Below are 18,363 nucleotides of genomic sequence, written 5' to 3'. Positions count from 1 at the left end.
TTTTACTCCTTGTTAGTTGTTTTATTGATGGTTAAACTATAAACCTTTACATAAGGTTAAGGTCAAGAAGTTTTTTATGAATATTAGTGAAGCCGCAAAATTAGTAGGTTTATCTACAAAACAAATCCGTGATTATGAAAAAATAGGGTTAATTAAACCCGCTGTTCGCAGTTTGTCAGGCTATCGAAATTATGGAGAAAGTGATTTAGAAAGGTTGCATTTTATTCGACACTCACGCAATGTTGGGTTTTCGTTACATCAAATCGCACAATTATTAGCACTACAAGATAATCCTAAGCGTAGCTGCCGAGAAGTGAAAGTGCTAACTGCTCAACATATTGCGACATTAAATCAACAAATAGAACAGTTACAAAAAATGGTACAAAAATTGCAGCACTGGCACGACAGTTGTCAGGGCAATGACAACCCTGAATGTTTAATTTTGAATGGCTTGAACGGATAAGTGAAAAGTGCGGTTAATATTCCCAGCTTTCTGGATCGACACCTAATTCACGCATAAGCACTTTGGCATCTTCAGGGATTTCATCATTACGCTCTTTCATTAAATCTGCATCGGTGGGTAAAGGTTGTCCTGTGAATGCGTGTAAGAATGCTTCACAAAGCAATTCACTGTTAGTTGCGTGACGTAAACTTTTTAATTGGCGGCGAGTGCGTTCATTCGTCAAAATTTCCAGTACTTTAATGGGAATAGATACTGTAATTTTTTTTACTTGCTCACTTTTTTTGCCGTGTTCTGCATAAGGGCTGATATATTTTCCGTCCCAATTCGCCATAATTTCCCTTAAGTGCTTATTGATAACCTTACAAATTGTCCGTATTCTAATTAAAAATCAAATAAATAACAATCTAGACGGCTAAACTTCCAAAATAAGTTCTTAAAAAAAGTGCGGTAATTTTTTATATTAAATGCTAATAAAAGCTAGACAGCGTAGGGTTTTAGTGGTAATTTACGCGCCATTCAAAGGGTGCAAGCCCACCATTCGAATAATCAATTCTTATTAATTCCAACATTTATTCATTATGCATTTAACAGAACTTAAAAATACGCCTGTTTCTGATCTTGTGAAACTCGGCGAGGAGCAAATGGGCTTAGAAAATTTAGCTCGTTTGCGTAAACAAGATATTGTCTTTGCAATCTTAAAACAGCACGCCAAAAGTGGCGAAGATATTTTCGGCGGTGGTGTGTTAGAAATTTTACCAGATGGTTTTGGTTTCCTTCGTTCTGCCGACAGTTCCTACCTTGCAGGCCCTGATGATATCTATGTTTCCCCAAGTCAAATTCGCCGTTTTAATCTTCAAACTGGTGATAAAATCGAAGGTAAAATTCGTCCACCAAAAGAAGGCGAACGCTATTTTGCACTTTTAAAAGTTGATCAAGTTAATGATGACAAACCTGAAGTGTCCCGTAGCAAAATCTTATTTGAAAACTTAACGCCATTACATGCTAACTCTCGTTTAAGAATGGAGAGAGGCAATGGCTCAACAGAAGATTTGACTGCCCGTATTTTGGATTTAGCATCCCCAATTGGTAAAGGTCAACGTGGTTTGATTGTTGCTCCGCCAAAAGCAGGTAAAACCATGTTGCTGCAAAATATTGCGCAAAGTATCACGCATAATTATCCTGATGTAGAGCTTATCGTGTTATTGATTGATGAACGCCCAGAAGAAGTGACAGAAATGCAACGTTCAGTAAAAGGCGAAGTGATTGCTTCTACTTTTGATGAACCCGCAACTCGTCACGTTCAAGTGGCTGAAATGGTAATCGAAAAAGCGAAACGTTCTGTAGAACATAAAAAAGATGTGGTCATTTTGCTTGATTCTATTACTCGTTTAGCGCGCGCTTACAATACAGTCACTCCAGCTTCAGGTAAAATTTTGTCTGGTGGTGTGGATGCTAATGCGTTGCATCGTCCAAAACGTTTCTTTGGAGCTGCACGTAATGTGGAAGAAGGCGGCAGTTTAACGATTATTGCAACAGCACTAGTTGATACTGGTTCGAAAATGGATGAAGTTATTTTCGAAGAATTTAAAGGTACAGGTAATATGGAATTACACCTTTCTCGTAAAATTGCAGAAAGACGCGTATTCCCAGCCATTGACTTTAAACGCTCTGGTACTCGTAAAGAAGACTTACTCACAACAGCGGACGAATTACAAAAAATGTGGATTCTTCGTAAGATTCTTAATCCAATGGATGAAGTGGATGCAATGGAATTCTTGATTGATAAGCTGATGATGGCGAAAACCAACGAAGAGTTTTTTGAAGTGATGAAACGTTCGTAAAAGTAACCGCACTTTTATGAAGAACAAGGGGAAAATATTATGTTTTCCCCTTTTTAATATCCGTAATATTTGACGAAATAAATGATGACAGCTGATAAGTTCATAAAAGGGGCAAAAGGTATAAATTCTTTTTTCTTTTTATGAATAAGCGAAAAACATATTCCAAGAACTGAGGCTAATAATAAAAAGTGCGGTAAGGTTTCTAAATGAATAAAACTTCCTAATGCCATTGCTAGCCAATAATCTCCCCGTCCAAAGGCTTCTTTTCCGTAATAGAATTTTGCAATCCAATAGATTGCGTAGAAAACAATAAAAAAACTTGCCGCACTTTTTATGCTTTCAGATAACGTAAGCAATGAAAAATTATTGTCTGCTCCAAATAAACCGATTGTAAGTAGCCATAAACAGAGTGTAGTAGAAATAAGTTGATAGTGCCAATCAAGATAACTGATTGCCCAAAGGATAAGAAGTGTGAGCCCTAGCCATATAGCGAAAGTAGAGTCCTTGAAGGCAATTTGTAAAAATATAAATTCTACCCCAACATTTAAAAAATACCTCAAAATATGACCGCACTTTTTTTGTTGAATAGAGGAAACGCTAGGCTGAAATGACAGAAAGTTTTGTGGAAATAATTCAATATAAGTCGCATAAATCTCTTGCTGTAAACGGGTAATAAAACCAGATAGGTAGAACCACAATGCGATCCCTAAGATACCGCCTAATAAAAACATTGTGAAGTAAATCATTGAATAACAGAGCCCATATTAAAGATAGGTAAATACATTCCCATCATAATAATTCCAATCAGACTGCCGATAATTACCATCATTAATGGTTCTAGCATTTGTGAGAGTAAGTCAATTTGATGATTAAGTTTTTCTTGGTAATTATCCGCAATATGCTCTAGCATCAAAGCGAGTTTTCCGCTTTGCTCGCCAATTTGTAACATTTGTTGTGCTTCCATCGGGAAAAGATCGCTACTTACACTATCAGAAAACGCATAGCCTTGAGAAACCCATTGTAAAATTGACCGGACTTCTTTATCTAATATGATGTCATTTACAAGCGTCTTGGTTTGCCACGTTTGTGTGCGAGGGAGAAAACTGTCTAGTGCTTGATTAAGCGGTACGCCAGCCTGTAACATAATTTGTAAACTGTGACTAAAGTTCACTAAACGTGAAAGTTTTTGAATTGTGCCAAAAATAGGCGTGATAGAAATAAGTTGATTTTTCTTTTGATGAAACCAAGTCTGGCGTTTTAGATAAAAGTAATAAAATAGAACAAAACTCAAAGCGAAAAATAGCAAAATGCCAATATTTTGCTTAAGAAAATTGGATATAGAGAGCAATATTGCAGTTATTGTTGGTAATTCGGCATTGTTGCCACTGTACATTTCAGCAAATTGAGGTACGATAAAAAGCAGTAATGCGAGTGTCAATAATAGAGAAATTCCCAATACCATTGAGGGATATAACATAATTTTCTGTAATTTGCGTTGTAAAGCCAAAGATTGACTACGGTGCGTGGCTATTTTTTTACAAACTACGGCAAGTTTTCCTGTCATTTCTCCCACTTGAATCAGTTGAATTTCTTGTTGTGTGAGATATTTTCCTTGTTGTTCAATGGCTTGTGAGAATGCTAAGCCAGATTCAATGGATTGAAGCAGTCGTTCAAGCCATTTGTTGAGCATAATTTGAGTACAATTTTGTTGCAAAATTTGTAGGCTGTTTTTTAACGGAATTACGGACTGTAGCAATGTCGCTAATTGATTGAGTAATTCACTGATTTCTGAATTTTTGGGTTTTGCCCCAAATTGCCAGTTTTGTTGTAATTTGATGTGAGTAAGCCCGCGGCTTATTAACTGAAAGTGCGCTTGTTGTTTCGTATCCGCAATAATTGAGCCTTTTTGTTTCTGATTTAATGCGTTACTACCTTGATAATAAAAGAGTTTTTTAGTCATGAGTTTTTACCTAACACACGTTCAATTTCTTTCTCATCTGTTATGCCTTGGCTAACTTTTTCCAAACCACTCTCTCGTAAATTCTCAAAATCCGTTTGATAGCCATTCTGTTGCCAATGTAGAAATTGATACACGCCGATTCGCCCTCGATAACCTTGATGGCAATCACAAGAATTTATTAAATTTCCACCGCACTTTGGACAGATTTTTCGTACAAGACGCTGTGCAATGACGAGTAGTAAACTGTTTTCAATTTCATGTTGTTGAATACCGAGTTGTTGTAAGCGAGAAATGGCAGATATTGCATCATTGGTATGTAAAGTTGAAAGCACCAAATGTCCCGTTTGAGCGGCACGTAGTGCAATCCTTGCACTTTCTTCATCTCGAATTTCACCTAGCATAATGATGTCGGGATCTTGACGTAAAAAAGCACGCAATAGACGGCTAAAATCTAATCCAATCTGCGGATTAATTTGGCTTTGAATAATACCATCAAGTTCAATTTCAATGGGATCTTCAGCGGTCATAATATGTTTATCAGGCGTATTTAGCCACTGAAGTGCGGTGTAAAGCGAGATACTTTTCCCACTTCCTGTGGGGCCGGTTACTAAAATTAATCCTTGTGGCTGGCTAAGTGAGCGTTGAAATGCTTGTTGCTGATTTTCGGTCATACCCAGTTCAGCAAAGCTAAGTTCTACAGGTTTATTTTGTTGCGCTCGCAACACGATTTTTTCGCCCCAATGGGTTGGTAAGGTTGAAAGGCGAAAATCAAGAATATCGGAAAAAGTGGTTTTAAATTGAAATCGTCCATCTTGTGGAAGTCGATTTTCACTAATATCTAATTTAGCCAGTAATTTTAAGCGTGAAATAATACGATTGGCGAATATTTTGCTTATTAAGGGTTGTGGTTGTAAAACACCATCAATTCTAAACCGCACTTGAAACTGATCAGCCAAGGTTTCTAAATGAATATCAGAGGCATTTTTTTGTAAGGCAGATTCAAAAATCTGATTAAGTAAGCGGATAACAGGTTCATCATCTTCTTGTTCAAAATGGGTTTCTTGATGTTGATAGAATTTAACTTGCTCTTCCACTTGCATTTGGTGCGGAGTAAGTTGTTGTAACAGTTCTTTGAGTTGGCTGCTTTCTAACAAAATTGGTTCGACAGGTTTTCCTGTTATAAACGCAATGGTTTCACAAGCTGAAAGATTGGAGAGAGAATCAACCCCTAGCCAAAGACGATTATTTTCTTCTTTAAGTGGCAAAGCAAAATACCGCAAGAGCAAGGATTGTTGCTGCTGATTGCGTTCCCATAAATCTGGCGAGATCGTAAAGATCTCGCCATTTTGAGCGGTTACACGCTGAGTATGAAGTAAAGCATAGCTCGTCATTGTGTGACACTTCCGCAAAAATTTGCTGGAAATAAAGAGGCATCCGTTCCTTTGCAAGTTGTTGTCCAAGTTACACCTGTTGCAGCATTACCTGTAGCTTGCAAAATATATTCCATATTTGCCAATGTGCCATCCCCTTTTACTGTTATTGCACCGTTGCTTGTTGTCACTGATTTTACATAGCCTTTTGCTGTGGTTATATCTGCTGCAATACCATTTTTTCCACCCGTACAGTTTGTTGTTTCATTTGTGCTATATACACATAATTCCACATCAGCCTTATAAGGCGCTGACGCTTGCAGTAATTCAGATACCGCTGCTTTTTTAGTATAATTTTGATAAGAGGGAATTGCGATAGTGGCTAAAATAGCAATAATTGCAATCACAATCATTAGCTCTATTAATGTAAACCCTTTTTTCAAGGTTTGCTGTGTTGTTAGTTTCATTCATTTTCCTTTTATTAAGCCTTTGTTAGCGACGACATTGTGAAAAGGAAAAATTTGTTTGTAAAATTGACCGCACTTTTTCTGCGATCCTGATCGTAAAAAAAGGAAAAAAGTATGCAAAAACTAAAAGATATTGAACAAGGTATATTGGATTGTCGGCAAATTCAGTCACCTCACTTCGATAAACGCCCAAATCCACAGGATATTTCCTTATTGGTTATTCATTATATTAGTCTGCCACCAGAACAATTTGGCGGCGGATATGTGGATGATTTTTTTCAAGGAAAATTAGATCCTAAGATCCATCCTTATTTTGCAGAAATTTATCAAATGCGTGTTTCAGCACATTGTTTGATCGAACGAAATGGGCGAATTACGCAATATGTCAATTTTAATGATCGCGCTTGGCACGCAGGCGTATCTAATTTTCAAGGACGAGAAAAATGTAATGATTTTGCCATTGGAATTGAGCTGGAGGGGAGTAATGAACAGCCTTTTACCGACGCTCAATATTTTTCATTGCAAGAGCTTACTAACGTAATAATGAAAAGTTACCCGAAGATTACGAAAAATCGAATTGTTGGACATTGCGATATTTCGCCAGGACGTAAGATCGATCCTGGTCAATATTTTGATTGGGAACGTTATTTATCCAGTGTAAAACAAACTGTATAAAAATTAAACATCAAATTTTGATGTATTCTGTGTATTATAAATACGTTCACTCTTTTAATTTTAACTAGTTGAATTAAAAGGAATAAATTTAAATCTGAAATTTTATTAAAAAAGTTAATTTGAGTTATACAGCATTATAGATTTTCTCAACCACAATTTTATCCACAGAAATATTGAATAACTCAAAGAGATGATAAAAAGATCTTTTGTGAATAAAACTGTTTTAAAAATTGTATTTTTTTACCGCACTTTCTTCCATTTTTGAATGTGAAAAGTGCGGTTTATTTTTGTTTAAGACCTTTTGGTTGGAAATAACCCTATTTATTTTGAAGTTTGATGTGATAAGGATCTTTGCCTGTTTTTACGAGATCAATTCACAATCAGAAATCCGTTATTCACAATGTTATCCACAACATAGGTACTTTTCGTCATATAAACAAAATAAGAATATTTTGTTGTCTAGAATTTTCCCCTCTCCGTAAAATTGTGTATTCTTAACCGCACTTTAGGTTCAAACCCAATGTGCGGTTATTTTTATTGATTTTCCTCTTTTCGCTTTTTGCGATTTTTTCTAAAATGTGATACTTTTTCGCCGTCAATAAGACATCAAACACAAATCAATATGAACGACGAACAGCAAAATTCAAACCAACCTGAAAATACGAAAAAGCCTTTTTTCCAATCTTTATTCGGTCGCTTTTTTCAAGGCGAACTAAAAAATCGTGAAGAACTTGTGGAAGTGATTCGCGATTCAGAACAAAACGATTTAATTGATCAAAATACGCGTGAAATGATTGAAGGCGTGATGGAAATTGCGGAACTTCGTGTTCGTGATATTATGATTCCTCGTTCACAAATTATTTTTATTGAAGATCAACAAGATTTAAATACTTGTTTAAACACAATTATTGAATCCGCACATTCTCGTTTTCCTGTGATTGCCGATGCCGATGACCGCGATAATATCGTGGGCATTTTGCACGCAAAAGATTTATTAAAATTTTTACGTGAAGATGCCGAAGCGTTTGATTTATCTTCATTATTGCGCCCCGTCGTGATTGTGCCAGAAAGCAAAAGAGTGGATCGTATGTTAAAAGATTTTCGCTCTGAGCGTTTCCATATGGCCATTGTGGTGGATGAATTTGGTGCAGTGTCAGGGCTTGTTACCATTGAAGATATTTTGGAACAAATTGTTGGCGATATTGAAGATGAATTTGATGAAGAAGAGATTGCGGATATTCGTCAGCTTTCTCGTCATACTTATGCTGTGCGTGCACTCACCGATATTGATGATTTCAATGGGCAATTTAATACGGATTTTGATGATGAAGAAGTGGATACCATTGGCGGTCTGATTATGCAGACTTTTGGTTATTTACCAAAACGTGGGGAAGAAATTATTTTGAAAAATCTTCAATTTAAAGTGACTTCTGCAGATAGTCGTCGATTAATTCAACTTCGCGTGACAGTGCCAGATGAACATTTGGCAGAAATGAATAATGTAGATGAAAAATCTGAATAGGATTTTATTATCAATTAAATTTATGAATAAATATTTAACTTATTTTATTGCTTTTATATCGGGTTTAGTCGGTGTTTTTGCCTTTTCGCCATTTGATTATTGGCCTTTAGCCTATGTGTCTTTACTCGGTTTACTTTATGTCGCTAAAAATCCTAAAAAATCCACCGCACTTTTATCCACTTTCTTGTGGGCGATGGGATTTTTCTGCTTTGGAGTAAGTTGGCTTAATGTTAGTATCCATCAATTTGGCGGTGCGTCTTTAGGGGTAAGTTATTTCCTTGTCGGTTTGCTTGCGGCTTATCTTGCCCTATATCCAATGCTTTTTACCTATTTAGTTCAGCGTTTCAAAGTGCAAAGTGCGGTAATTTTTGCCGTGATTTGGACATTGACAGAATTTTTACGGGGTTGGATTTTTACTGGTTTTCCTTGGCTTCAATTTGGTTATACACAAATTGACAGCCCATTTTATGGTATCGCCCCGATTTTTGGGGTAACAGGATTGACATTCTTTACCCTTTGGGCAAGTGCGGTCATTTTTAATCTCGTTTCCTCTTTGTTTAAAACGAAAAATTTTAAATTAGTTTTAGCGAATGCTTTGTTATTGATTATTGTAGGGGGATTAAGTGCTTATTCATCGCGAATTCACTTTGTAAAATCTGTTGAAAATAAGGCAATTTCAGTCACGCTTGCGCAAGGCAATATTGAACAAAATCTTAAATGGGATCCTAATTATTTCTATTCTACTTTGGCAATTTATCAAAAATTAATCGCAGAAAATCTTGGTAAAACCGATTTAATTATTTTGCCTGAATCAGCCTTGCCAACCCTTGAAAATACAATTACACCATTTTTTGAAAAATTAGAGCATGCTGCTAAAGAAACTAAAACGGAGATTATGATTGGAACGGTATTCCAAGATACAAAATCTGGTAAGTTATTAAATTCAATTATGACTACTGGAAACCCAGATTTTCCTTATAAACCAGATACGCCAAATCGTTATAATAAACATCATCTCGTGCCTTTCGGGGAATATGTTCCGCTAGAAAGTATTTTACGACCGCTTAATTCAGTGTTTAATTTACCAATGTCAGCATTTCAAAGTGGAGAGGCTGTTCAACCCTCTTTAATCGCAAAAAAACGTGCTTTTTCGCCAGCAATTTGTTATGAAATTATTTTCGGCGAGCAAGTGCGACAAAATTTGAAACAAGATACGGATTATTTGCTCACCTTATCTAATGATGCGTGGTTTGGCGATTCTATTGGGCCTTGGCAACATTTACAGATGGCAAGAATGCGCGCTTTAGAATTAGGCAAACCGCTTATTCGTGCAACAAATACGGGGATTTCAGTTTTTGTTGATGCGCAAGGTAAGGTATTAGCACAAGCCCCGCAATTTATTGAAACAACTTTGACTTATAAAATTGCACCTGCGGAAGGCAAAACCCCTTATTCTGTGTTAGGAAATATGCCTTTGTATGCTTTATCTTTATTGTTTTTACTCTTGCACAGTATGATGGCGTTTATTCGTCGTAAGATGAATATCTTATAAAAACACCAGTTAAAATGACCGCACTTTTTCATTCATATAAATAAACATTATGCGCATACCAAGAATTTATCATCCAATATCCCTTGAAAATCAAACTCAATGTTATCTTTCAGAAGATGCGGCAAATCACGTTGCTCGAGTGTTAAGAATGACAGAAGGCGAACAGCTTGAACTCTTTGATGGTTCTAATCATATTTATCCAGCAAAAATTATTGAGTCAAATAAAAAGTCCGTAAAAGTAGAGATTTTGGGGCGTGAGCTTGCGGATAAAGAATCCCATTTAAAAATCCATTTAGGACAAGTGATTTCTCGCGGAGAACGAATGGAATTTACTATTCAAAAATCCGTAGAATTAGGGGTAAATGTGATTACGCCATTATGGTCAGAACGCTGTGGCGTAAAACTTGACGCAGAGCGGATGGATAAAAAAATCCAACAATGGCAAAAAATTGCGATTGCAGCTTGTGAGCAATGCGGTCGTAATAGCGTACCAGAAATTCGTCCCTTAATGAAATTGCAAGATTGGTGTGCAGAAAATGATGGTGCATTGAAATTGAATTTACATCCACGCGCGCACTATTCTATTAAAACCTTACCGACTATTCCTGCTGAGGGTGTTCGTTTATTAATTGGCTCGGAAGGTGGATTATCAGCACAAGAAATTGCCCAAACTGAACAGCAAGGATTTACTGAAATTTTATTAGGAAAACGTGTTTTACGCACTGAAACTGCATCACTTGCAGCGATAAGTGCATTGCAAATTTGTTTTGGGGATTTAGGCGAATGATGGAATTACAAGGAAAATTTTTGATCGCAATGCCACATTTAGACGATTATTTTAATCGCACGGTGGTGTTTATGTGTGAGCATAATGAACAGGGTTCAATGGGTTTGGTAATTAATCAGCCGACAGATTTAAGCATTGCGGAACTTTATTCAAAACTCAATTTTATGATGAAAAATGACCGCACTTTTGGTAATGAAATGGTGGTTGCGGGTGGCCCTGTGCATACAGAAAGAGGGTTTATTTTACATAAGAATACGCTTAATGCTTTTCAACATACTTACAAAGTCACAGAGGAACTTTCAATGACAACCTCCGCTGATGTGGTGGAAACGCTAGGTTCAACTTTTGCACCTGAAAAATATCTTGTTGCGCTAGGATGTTCAAGCTGGGGGGCTGGTCAGTTAGAAAAAGAAATCAGAGATAATGCGTGGTTGGTGGTGTCATCTAACGATCAAATTTTATTTGATATGCCCTATGAAGATCGTTATGCTGCAGCCAATCAGTTACTTGGTATTCATCCTTATAATTTTGCGTTAGCGCAAGTAGGGCATAGTTAATGGGAATTACCGCTCTGGCTTTTGATTTTGGCACTAAAAGTATCGGTTGTGCCATAGGACAAAGTATTACTGGTACAGCACAGGCCTTACCCGCTTTTAAGGCGCAAGATGGCATCCCAAATTGGGAAGCGATCGAAAAATGTTTGAAAGAATGGAAACCAGATGTTGTCATTGTTGGTCTTCCTTTAAATATGGACGGAACAGAACAAGATCTCACTCTACGTGCTCGTAAATTTGCAAATCGTTTACAAGGTCGTTTTGGCGTTAATGTTCATTTACAAGATGAACGATTAACCACCACGCAAGCTCGTAGTGAGATTTTTGAACGTGGTGGTTTTAAAGCATTAAAAAAAGGTAAAATCGATGGAGTGTCAGCTTGTTTAATTTTAGAGAGCTGGTTTGAATACGCTGAATATTAGATTAACATTGTAAAAATAAACTTCATTTTAGAATGATTAAAGCGCGATTTTATAATCTCGCTTTTTCGCCACCAAATTCATCTAATAAATTTTCGGTGAGTTTGGCTAAAATACCAGTCATCAGTACAAAATCTGCATCGAAACGCTGTGCAAAATCTTCTTTCAGAATATCATCATTTTTTTCCCGTACAGTATCTGCAAATTTTAAACGTTTGAGGGTGCAATCTTCGTTAAAAACGAAAGTTAAGGTATCCTCCCATTCTAAGGCTAATTTACTTACTACTTTTTTGCCATCTTGCAGAAGAGCGAGAATTTCTTCATTTTCTAAAGGTTGTTTTTTACAACGGATAACGCTGTCTTCCTGACTGCCACGAAGCTCGGCTTCTTCTAATGCAAGTAACCAATGCGGTAAAGTATCTTGAAGGATCCAATTGGTTAAAATCGTGCTGGGTTCATTAGCAAAGGCTAAAGGCACGACAGGGAGCGAACCTAAGGATTTACGCAGTAATGCGAGCGCATCTTCCGCGCGTTTACTTGATGCGGCATCAACATGAACAAGATTATTTTCCGTATCAATCCATAGCGCCGTATGCTGATTTTTACTAAACGCACGAGGCAATAAATTCATCACGACATCATCTTTTAATGTTTGTTTTTCTACCTTTTTAAGTTTGCGATTTTCTTTTTGTTCAAGGCTTTCAATGCGGTCATCTAATTCACGTTTGACCACATTTGCCGGCAAGATTTTTTCTTCTTTTTTGGCGATTAATAGAATTTGTTTTCCAACAGAAAAATAGAGTAAATCAGAACCTCTTAATGGAGCAGACCAGCCAAATTTACTTTGATCTTGAGCGCCGCAAGGATGAAATTGACAATCTTCCAGTTGAGTTTGTAGCTGTGCAAGATCCCAATCTAGGGGTTTAGTCAGTCTATAAGTCATTAAATTTTTGAACCACATCGTAACACTTCCTTCAATATAGGGTAGAATGTGCGGTATTATAGCCCATAAAAGTAGGAAAAACGATGCAACACAAATTGATTGCCTTTATTGGTGGCGGCAATATGGCACAAGCTATTATTCTTGGATTATTGAAACAAGGTTATCCTGCCGAGCAAATTATTGTGAATGATCCGAATGAAGAAAAAAGAGCATTTTTTGCCAATCTTGGCGTGGCAACTTCAGAAAATAATGTGGAAAGCGTAATTAAAGCGGAAGTTGTATTGCTTGCGGTAAAACCTCAAATGATGGCTGAAGTTTGTTCGCCACTAAGTGCGGTGGATTTTTCCGATAAATTGTTAATTTCCATTGCTGCGGGTATTTCAACTGAACGCTTGAACGCATTAATTCCAAGCCTAAAATCGATAGTGCGCGTCATGCCAAATACGCCCGCATTAGTGGGCGAAGGTATGGCGGGTTTATTTGCACCGAAAAATACGAGTGAAAATTACCGCACTTTTGCACAAGACTTATTGGGAGCAGTGGGAAGAACGGTTTGGGTGAATGATGAAACTCAAATGCACGCAGTCACTGCCGCGTCAGGAAGTAGCCCAGCCTATTTCTTTTTAATGCTGGAAGCGATGCAGAAAGCCTTAATCAAAATGAATATAGATGAGAAAACTGCCCGTGAATTAGTCCAGCAAGCCATGCTTGGTGCAGCCAAAATGGTGACAGAAAATCCGCAAATTGCGCTTTCAACTTTACGAGAAAATGTCACCTCGAAAGGTGGCACCACTGCGGCAGCGTTAGCAGTATTTGACGCACAACATTTTAATCAAACAATAGAGCAAGCTATGCAGGCTTGTTTGTCTCGTTCACAAGAAATGGAAACTTTATTCTGATGCAAGTTCGTCCTTTTTATTGGCTCGCACTGAGCTTTCTGGGTTACTACTGCGCTTATGGCGTGTTTTTGCCGTTCTTCCCCGCATGGTTGAAATCGCAACAATATGGTGAAGAAATGATTGGTTTGGTGATCGGGAGTGCTTATATTTTCCGATTTGCGGGCGGATTATTTTTTTCATCGCTGATTAAAAAAGCCAATCATATTATTAGTTCCTTACGCCTATTGGCGTTAGCATCGGCCATTATTATGGCGGCTATGAGTTTAGTTGCACATAATTTTTGGTTGTTGTTTATTGCTATCGGTTTGTATGCTTCTGTGAATTCAGCAGGAATGCCGATTGGGGATTCGTTAGCATCCACTTGGCAACGCCAAATCGGCTTGGATTACGGCAAAGTCCGTTTGATTGGTTCTTCTGCCTTTATCCTTGGCGTGGTGGTTTTTGGTGGAATGATTGGCTGGGTTGGCGAGCAAAATATCGTGTGGATTTTAACCGCACTTTTATCTTTCTATACCATCATTCAGCTTTTAAAACCCACCATTCCCCCAAAAGATGAAATACCTGAAGATGGCGTTCAAAATGATGTTGGTTTTATTGCTTTACTGAAAAATCCGATGACATTACGAGTCATGGTTGCAGTGGGACTGATTCAAGGCTCTCATGCGGCTTATTATGTTTATAGCACGATTTATTGGACAAGCATTGGGATCTCCGTTTCACAAACTAGCTTACTTTGGGGAATTGGGGTATTGGCAGAAATCGTATTATTTTTCTTCTCTCGTCGCTTATTTCAAAATATTTCTATCAGTGTGCTGCTTTATATTTCTGCGTTTGCGTGCGTTGGACGCTGGGCTGTAATGGGATATATTGAAGATTTTTGGTTGATATTCTTATTGCAACTTATACATAGTTTTACTTATGCCGTTTGCCATTATGCGATTGTTCGCTATATCACCACGCAACCGCAAAGCCATATTGCGAAGTTACAAGGTTTGTATAATGGTTTATCCAATGGTGTGCTCATTGCCATTTTCACCGCGATTGCTGGCATGATTTATCCAACTTCGCCAGCGATGACATTTGTATTTATGAGTATCATCGCGGCGGCTGCATTTTTTGTGATTCCACGCAAGTTAAATGCCTTTTTGATTGTTCAGCATAAATAGGACGCATCGCTTTCCTTGTAGAAAAGTAATATGAAAAATCTTGCACTTATTGATTTGTTCCTTAACGAATATTGGATTGAAAAAGGGCTTTCAGAAAATACCGTTCAATCTTATCGTTTGGATTTAACCTCACTTTGTGATTGGTTGGATAAAAACGACTTGTCTTTGGAAACCTTAGATGCTGTTGATTTACAAGGTTTTCTGGGTGAACGTTTGGAGAAAGGTTACAAAGCCACGAGCACTGCGCGAATGTTAAGTGCAATGCGTAAACTTTTCCAATATTTATATCGGGAAAAATATCGAGTGGATGATCCAAGTGCGGTGCTAAGTTCGCCTAAATTACCCAGTCGCTTGCCAAAATATTTAACCGAGCAACAAGTGTCAGATTTGCTCAATACGCCAGATGTTGAAGTCCCTTTGGAATTGCGTGATAAAGCAATGTTAGAGTTGCTTTATGCGACTGGGCTTCGTGTCACGGAGTTAGTTTCGCTTACGATTGAAAACATGAGCGTGCAACAAGGCGTGGTGCGAGTGATTGGTAAAGGGAACAAGGAACGTATTGTGCCAATGGGGGAAGAAGCTGCTTATTGGGTTCGTCAATTTATGCTTTATGGTCGTCCTGTTCTCTTAAATGGGCAGAGTTCTGATGTTGTGTTTCCAAGTCAGCGCACACAGCAAATGACTCGTCAAACTTTCTGGCATCGTGTAAAACATTATGCCATTCTCGCGGATATTGATGCTGATGCACTTTCTCCTCACGTTCTTCGCCATGCTTTTGCCACCCATTTAGTGAATCACGGTGCGGATTTACGCGTGGTGCAAATGTTGTTGGGGCATACAGATTTATCTACAACACAGATTTATACTCACGTGGCAAAAGAAAGATTGAAACGATTGCATGAAAGATTTCATCCTAGAGGATAATTTCGGGGTAAATTTTTATAGTTTTAAAGATTGATTGTGGATTTCTTATTGATTAATTAATTTGACACGCATCACAAATTTTGAATAAAAAATTAGACAGCTCAAGCATATTTTGCTATCTTGCGAAGAATTTCGACATTTGTTCTATCGAAAAGTAATTTTGGATTCTAAAATGAAAAAAATCACGCTTTTTTTTACCGCACTTTTATGCTTATTTTCAACTTCTGTTTTAGCCGAATCTAATTCAATGCCTAAACAATGTGAACAACTATTTAAAGAAACAGAGAATTTGATTGCCCAAGCAGAAAAACAACCTGGAACCCACATTCAAGTAAATAAAATCAAAAGTAAACTAAACCAAAGCAAACAACAAATTCTTCAAATGGAATTAGCGACTCAGTTAAAAAGTTGTGAAGTGGGTTTAGCAAAATTAAGTAATTTGAAAAGTTATAGTGAGTAATTAAAAAAGCCTTATTGAGTACAATAAGGCTTTTTTAGTGGTTAAATTTATCTAGTCTGATAATTTCTGCAAACCAAAATGACGATAAGTTTGTGATGTTGCAATACGACCTCTCGGCGTTCTTTGTAAAAAACCCTGTTGAATCAAATAAGGCTCTAACACATCTTCAATGGTATCACGTTCTTCGCCAATTGCAGCAGCAAGATTATCTAGCCCTACAGGGCCACCATCAAAACGCTCAATAACTGCAGACAACAACTTTCTATCTAAATAATCAAATCCAGCATCGTCTACATCTAGCATTGAAAGTGCTTGTTTTGCCACCTCTACAGAAATTACTCCCCCATTACGCACATCTGCATAATCACGCACACGTCGTAATAAACGGTTTGCAATTCGAGGCGTGCCTCGTGAACGACGAGCCACCTCGAAAGCGGCTTGTTGTTCTAATTCAAGATTTAAACAGCCCGCACTTCTTGCAACGATAGATGTTAAATCTTCTACAGAATAAAACTCCAAACGTTGCACAATACCAAAACGATCACGCAATGGAGAAGTCAAAGAACCCGCTCTAGTGGTCGCGCCAACCAAAGTAAAAGGGGGCAAATCTAATTTAATGGAACGAGCAGCGGGTCCTTCGCCAATCATAATATCCAACTGATAGTCTTCCATTGCTGGATAAAGGACTTCTTCAATAGCAGGGGAAAGTCGATGGATTTCATCAATAAATAACACATCATGCGGTTCAAGATTGGTTAGCATTGCAGCCAAATCGCCCGCTTTTTCTAACACAGGCCCTGACGTCGTACGAATATTCACGCCCATTTCATTTGCCACAATATTAGCAAGCGTTGTTTTTCCCAAACCAGGAGGGCCAAAAATCAATAAATGATCTAAGGCATCTTGACGTAGTTTGGCTGCCTTGATGAAGATATCCATCTGCTCGCGTACTTGCGGCTGCCCAACATAATCCGCTAATAGTTTAGGACGAATAGCACGGTCAATAACATCTTCATCAACCTTAGCTTGCCCGCTAATAATTCTATCTGCTTCAATCATATTTTTCCTACAATGCGGCTTTTAATGCTTCACGAATAACTTGTTCACTGGTTAATGCAGGTTTAGCAACGCGTTTTACCATTTTTTCTGCTTCTACAGGTTTATAACCTAAAGCAATCAAGGCTGAAATTGCTTCATCAGATGAACTTTCCGAGTGGGATTCAATAGATGGGGATAATGGAATATGCGTACTTTCTACAAAGAAATCGCTTTGTTTTACGCCTTTAAATTTACCTTTGAGTTCAACTAACAAACGTTCAGCTGTTTTTTTGCCAACACCTGGAATTTTAGTGAGTTTAGAAAGTTCTTCTCTCTCTATTGCATAGGCAAATTGTTCGACCGACATGGCGGATAAAATCGCTAAGGCTAATTTAGGCCCCACCCCATTTGTTTTAATTAATTCACGAAATAAAGTGCGGTCTGTTTTCTGGGCAAATCCAAAGAGTAAGTGAGCATCTTCACGAACAACAAGATGGGTGAATAAAGTTGTTTCTTGTCCAATTTCTGGTAAATCATAGAAACTCGTCATAGGCAAAAGCAATTCATAGCCTACGCCTTGCACATTAAGTAAAATTTCTGGAGGTTGTTTTTCTAAAAGAATGCCTTGTAAGCGACCGATCATAATTCTTCCGAATGATAAAAAACTTAACGCATAGAATAAAATAAAACTGGACGAACATCCAGTTAAATTTTTAATCTAAAGCGTCCTCGGCTATATCTGGTCTTTAAAAGTGCGGTCATTTTTTCTTGCGTTTCTGTCATTTTCACAGAATTGGCAATATGCAAAGAGTGTTGAATAGAATGCGCGTGTGTAATCGCGATAGCCAACGCATCCGCAGCATCGGTTTGAGGTTTATCAGACAACTTCAAAATACGAGTCACCATTTCTTGCACTTGCACTTTATCTGCGGAACCAATGCCCACCACTGTTTGTTTTACTAAACGTGCGGCATATTCAAAAACAGGTAGATCATGATTTACTGCAGCAACAATCGCCGTACCGCGAGCCTGCCCGAGTTTCAAAGCAGAATCCGCATTCTTAGCCATAAACACTTGCTCAATCGCAAACATATCTGGTTGAAATTGCGTGATGATTTCAGTTACTCCAGCATAAATGCGTTTCAAACGGGTTGGTAAATCTTCAACTTGAGTACGAATTGCACCACTACCGAGATATTCTAAATGTCTTCCTGTTTGACGAATCACACCGTAGCCAGTTACGCGAGAGCCTGGGTCAATACCTAAAATAATGCTCATAATTTCTATAAAAAATGGGTAATTAAATTACCCATTTATTGCATT

21 protein-coding genes are annotated in these 18,363 nt (G+C 37.7%); 12 read left to right on the top strand and 9 right to left on the bottom strand.

What is annotated here, in order from left to right; genetic code table 11:
- Positions 1 to 76 precede the first annotated feature (76 nt).
- Complete coding sequence (cueR, locus tag HMPREF2813_RS02545) at positions 77 to 463, top strand: Cu(I)-responsive transcriptional regulator (protein WP_005648963.1); 387 nt, start codon at positions 77 to 79, stop codon at positions 461 to 463.
- 13 nt (positions 464 to 476) lie between these two features.
- On the opposite strand, the gene metJ is transcribed toward cueR, so the two are convergent.
- A complete protein-coding gene (gene metJ, locus HMPREF2813_RS02540) occupies positions 477 to 794 on the bottom strand; it encodes a met regulon transcriptional regulator MetJ (protein ID WP_005631186.1) in 318 nt (105 codons plus the stop codon).
- A gap of 247 nt (positions 795 to 1,041) precedes the next feature.
- On the opposite strand from metJ, the gene rho reads away from it, so the two are divergent.
- Positions 1,042 to 2,304: a transcription termination factor Rho gene (gene rho, locus HMPREF2813_RS02535; RefSeq protein WP_005648966.1), complete on the top strand. Its 1,263-nt coding sequence runs from the start codon at positions 1,042 to 1,044 to the stop codon at positions 2,302 to 2,304.
- A 53-nt stretch (positions 2,305 to 2,357) separates the two neighbouring features.
- Here rho and HMPREF2813_RS02530 read toward each other — a convergent pair whose 3' ends face one another.
- Genes HMPREF2813_RS02530 through HMPREF2813_RS02515 form a run of 4 tightly spaced genes read right to left on the bottom strand, consistent with a single transcriptional unit; the run spans position 2,358 to position 6,101 of the window.
- Entirely contained in the window at positions 2,358 to 3,050 is a 693-nt protein-coding gene (locus HMPREF2813_RS02530) for a prepilin peptidase (protein WP_014550482.1), read from the bottom strand.
- Positions 3,047 to 4,264, bottom strand: coding sequence for a type II secretion system F family protein (locus HMPREF2813_RS02525; protein ID WP_014550481.1), 1,218 nt, complete (start codon positions 4,262 to 4,264; stop codon positions 3,047 to 3,049). The genes HMPREF2813_RS02530 and HMPREF2813_RS02525 overlap by 4 nt, the downstream gene beginning before the upstream one ends.
- Positions 4,261 to 5,655, bottom strand: coding sequence for a GspE/PulE family protein (locus tag HMPREF2813_RS02520; protein WP_011271972.1), 1,395 nt, complete (start codon positions 5,653 to 5,655; stop codon positions 4,261 to 4,263). The genes HMPREF2813_RS02525 and HMPREF2813_RS02520 overlap by 4 nt, the downstream gene beginning before the upstream one ends.
- Positions 5,652 to 6,101: a prepilin-type N-terminal cleavage/methylation domain-containing protein gene (locus HMPREF2813_RS02515; protein WP_011271973.1), complete on the bottom strand. Its 450-nt coding sequence runs from the start codon at positions 6,099 to 6,101 to the stop codon at positions 5,652 to 5,654. Before HMPREF2813_RS02515 ends, HMPREF2813_RS02520 begins: the two co-directional genes overlap by 4 nt.
- Before the next feature lie 114 nt (positions 6,102 to 6,215).
- On the opposite strand from HMPREF2813_RS02515, the gene ampD reads away from it, so the two are divergent.
- From ampD to ruvX, 6 genes are all read left to right on the top strand, one after another.
- Positions 6,216 to 6,776 carry a 1,6-anhydro-N-acetylmuramyl-L-alanine amidase AmpD gene (ampD, locus tag HMPREF2813_RS02510; RefSeq protein WP_014550480.1) on the top strand — a complete coding sequence of 187 codons (561 nt, stop codon included), beginning with the start codon at positions 6,216 to 6,218 and terminating at the stop codon, positions 6,774 to 6,776.
- Positions 6,777 to 7,398: 622 nt separating this feature from the next.
- A complete protein-coding gene (corC, locus tag HMPREF2813_RS02505) occupies positions 7,399 to 8,298 on the top strand; it encodes a CNNM family magnesium/cobalt transport protein CorC (RefSeq protein ID WP_005656283.1) in 900 nt (299 codons plus the stop codon).
- Between the two features lie 22 nt (positions 8,299 to 8,320).
- Positions 8,321 to 9,850 (top strand): apolipoprotein N-acyltransferase, encoded by a 1,530-nt coding sequence (gene lnt, locus HMPREF2813_RS02500; protein WP_080348255.1) that lies wholly within the window; start codon positions 8,321 to 8,323, stop codon positions 9,848 to 9,850.
- A gap of 49 nt (positions 9,851 to 9,899) precedes the next feature.
- Positions 9,900 to 10,637, top strand: coding sequence for a 16S rRNA (uracil(1498)-N(3))-methyltransferase (gene rsmE / locus HMPREF2813_RS02495; RefSeq protein WP_005656289.1), 738 nt, complete (start codon positions 9,900 to 9,902; stop codon positions 10,635 to 10,637).
- Positions 10,634 to 11,194 carry a YqgE/AlgH family protein gene (locus tag HMPREF2813_RS02490; protein ID WP_005656292.1) on the top strand — a complete coding sequence of 187 codons (561 nt, stop codon included), beginning with the start codon at positions 10,634 to 10,636 and terminating at the stop codon, positions 11,192 to 11,194. Before rsmE ends, HMPREF2813_RS02490 begins: the two co-directional genes overlap by 4 nt.
- A complete protein-coding gene (gene ruvX / locus HMPREF2813_RS02485) occupies positions 11,194 to 11,613 on the top strand; it encodes a Holliday junction resolvase RuvX (protein ID WP_005648994.1) in 420 nt (139 codons plus the stop codon). Before HMPREF2813_RS02490 ends, ruvX begins: the two co-directional genes overlap by 1 nt.
- 49 nt (positions 11,614 to 11,662) lie before the next feature.
- Here the strand turns inward: ruvX and rdgC are convergent, their stop codons facing one another.
- The gene (gene rdgC / locus HMPREF2813_RS02480) at positions 11,663 to 12,571 is read right to left on the bottom strand and encodes a recombination-associated protein RdgC (protein WP_014550477.1); all 909 of its coding nucleotides are present in this window, start codon (positions 12,569 to 12,571) and stop codon (positions 11,663 to 11,665) included.
- 65 nt (positions 12,572 to 12,636) lie between these two features.
- Here rdgC and proC point away from each other — a divergent pair, with 65 nt between their 5' ends.
- From proC to HMPREF2813_RS02460, 4 genes are all read left to right on the top strand, one after another.
- Entirely contained in the window at positions 12,637 to 13,452 is an 816-nt protein-coding gene (gene proC / locus HMPREF2813_RS02475; protein ID WP_014550476.1) for a pyrroline-5-carboxylate reductase, read from the top strand.
- Entirely contained in the window at positions 13,452 to 14,618 is a 1,167-nt protein-coding gene (locus HMPREF2813_RS02470; protein WP_014550475.1) for a 3-phenylpropionate MFS transporter, read from the top strand. Before proC ends, HMPREF2813_RS02470 begins: the two co-directional genes overlap by 1 nt.
- A 30-nt stretch (positions 14,619 to 14,648) precedes the next feature.
- Positions 14,649 to 15,542: a site-specific tyrosine recombinase XerD gene (xerD, locus tag HMPREF2813_RS02465; protein WP_048946765.1), complete on the top strand. Its 894-nt coding sequence runs from the start codon at positions 14,649 to 14,651 to the stop codon at positions 15,540 to 15,542.
- Positions 15,543 to 15,714: 172 nt separating this feature from the next.
- Entirely contained in the window at positions 15,715 to 16,002 is a 288-nt protein-coding gene (locus HMPREF2813_RS02460) for a DUF5339 domain-containing protein (RefSeq protein WP_005659998.1), read from the top strand.
- Positions 16,003 to 16,053: 51 nt separating this feature from the next.
- On the opposite strand, the gene ruvB is transcribed toward HMPREF2813_RS02460, so the two are convergent.
- The 3 genes from ruvB to ruvC all read right to left on the bottom strand — a co-directional run bounded on the left by ruvB (position 16,054) and on the right by ruvC (position 18,318).
- The gene (gene ruvB, locus HMPREF2813_RS02455; RefSeq protein ID WP_005686749.1) at positions 16,054 to 17,061 is read right to left on the bottom strand and encodes a Holliday junction branch migration DNA helicase RuvB; all 1,008 of its coding nucleotides are present in this window, start codon (positions 17,059 to 17,061) and stop codon (positions 16,054 to 16,056) included.
- Between the two features lie 7 nt (positions 17,062 to 17,068).
- The gene (ruvA, locus tag HMPREF2813_RS02450) at positions 17,069 to 17,683 is read right to left on the bottom strand and encodes a Holliday junction branch migration protein RuvA (RefSeq protein ID WP_014550474.1); all 615 of its coding nucleotides are present in this window, start codon (positions 17,681 to 17,683) and stop codon (positions 17,069 to 17,071) included.
- A 62-nt stretch (positions 17,684 to 17,745) separates the two neighbouring features.
- The gene (ruvC, locus tag HMPREF2813_RS02445; protein WP_011961738.1) at positions 17,746 to 18,318 is read right to left on the bottom strand and encodes a crossover junction endodeoxyribonuclease RuvC; all 573 of its coding nucleotides are present in this window, start codon (positions 18,316 to 18,318) and stop codon (positions 17,746 to 17,748) included.
- Between the last annotated feature and the right edge of the window lie 45 nt (positions 18,319 to 18,363).

It is taken from the genome of Haemophilus sp. HMSC066A11, from assembly GCF_001811665.1.
Taxonomy (GTDB): domain Bacteria; phylum Pseudomonadota; class Gammaproteobacteria; order Enterobacterales; family Pasteurellaceae; genus Haemophilus; species Haemophilus influenzae.
Note: the sequence above shows the minus strand (reverse complement) of the source record. Positions and strands in the feature narration are given on the sequence as shown.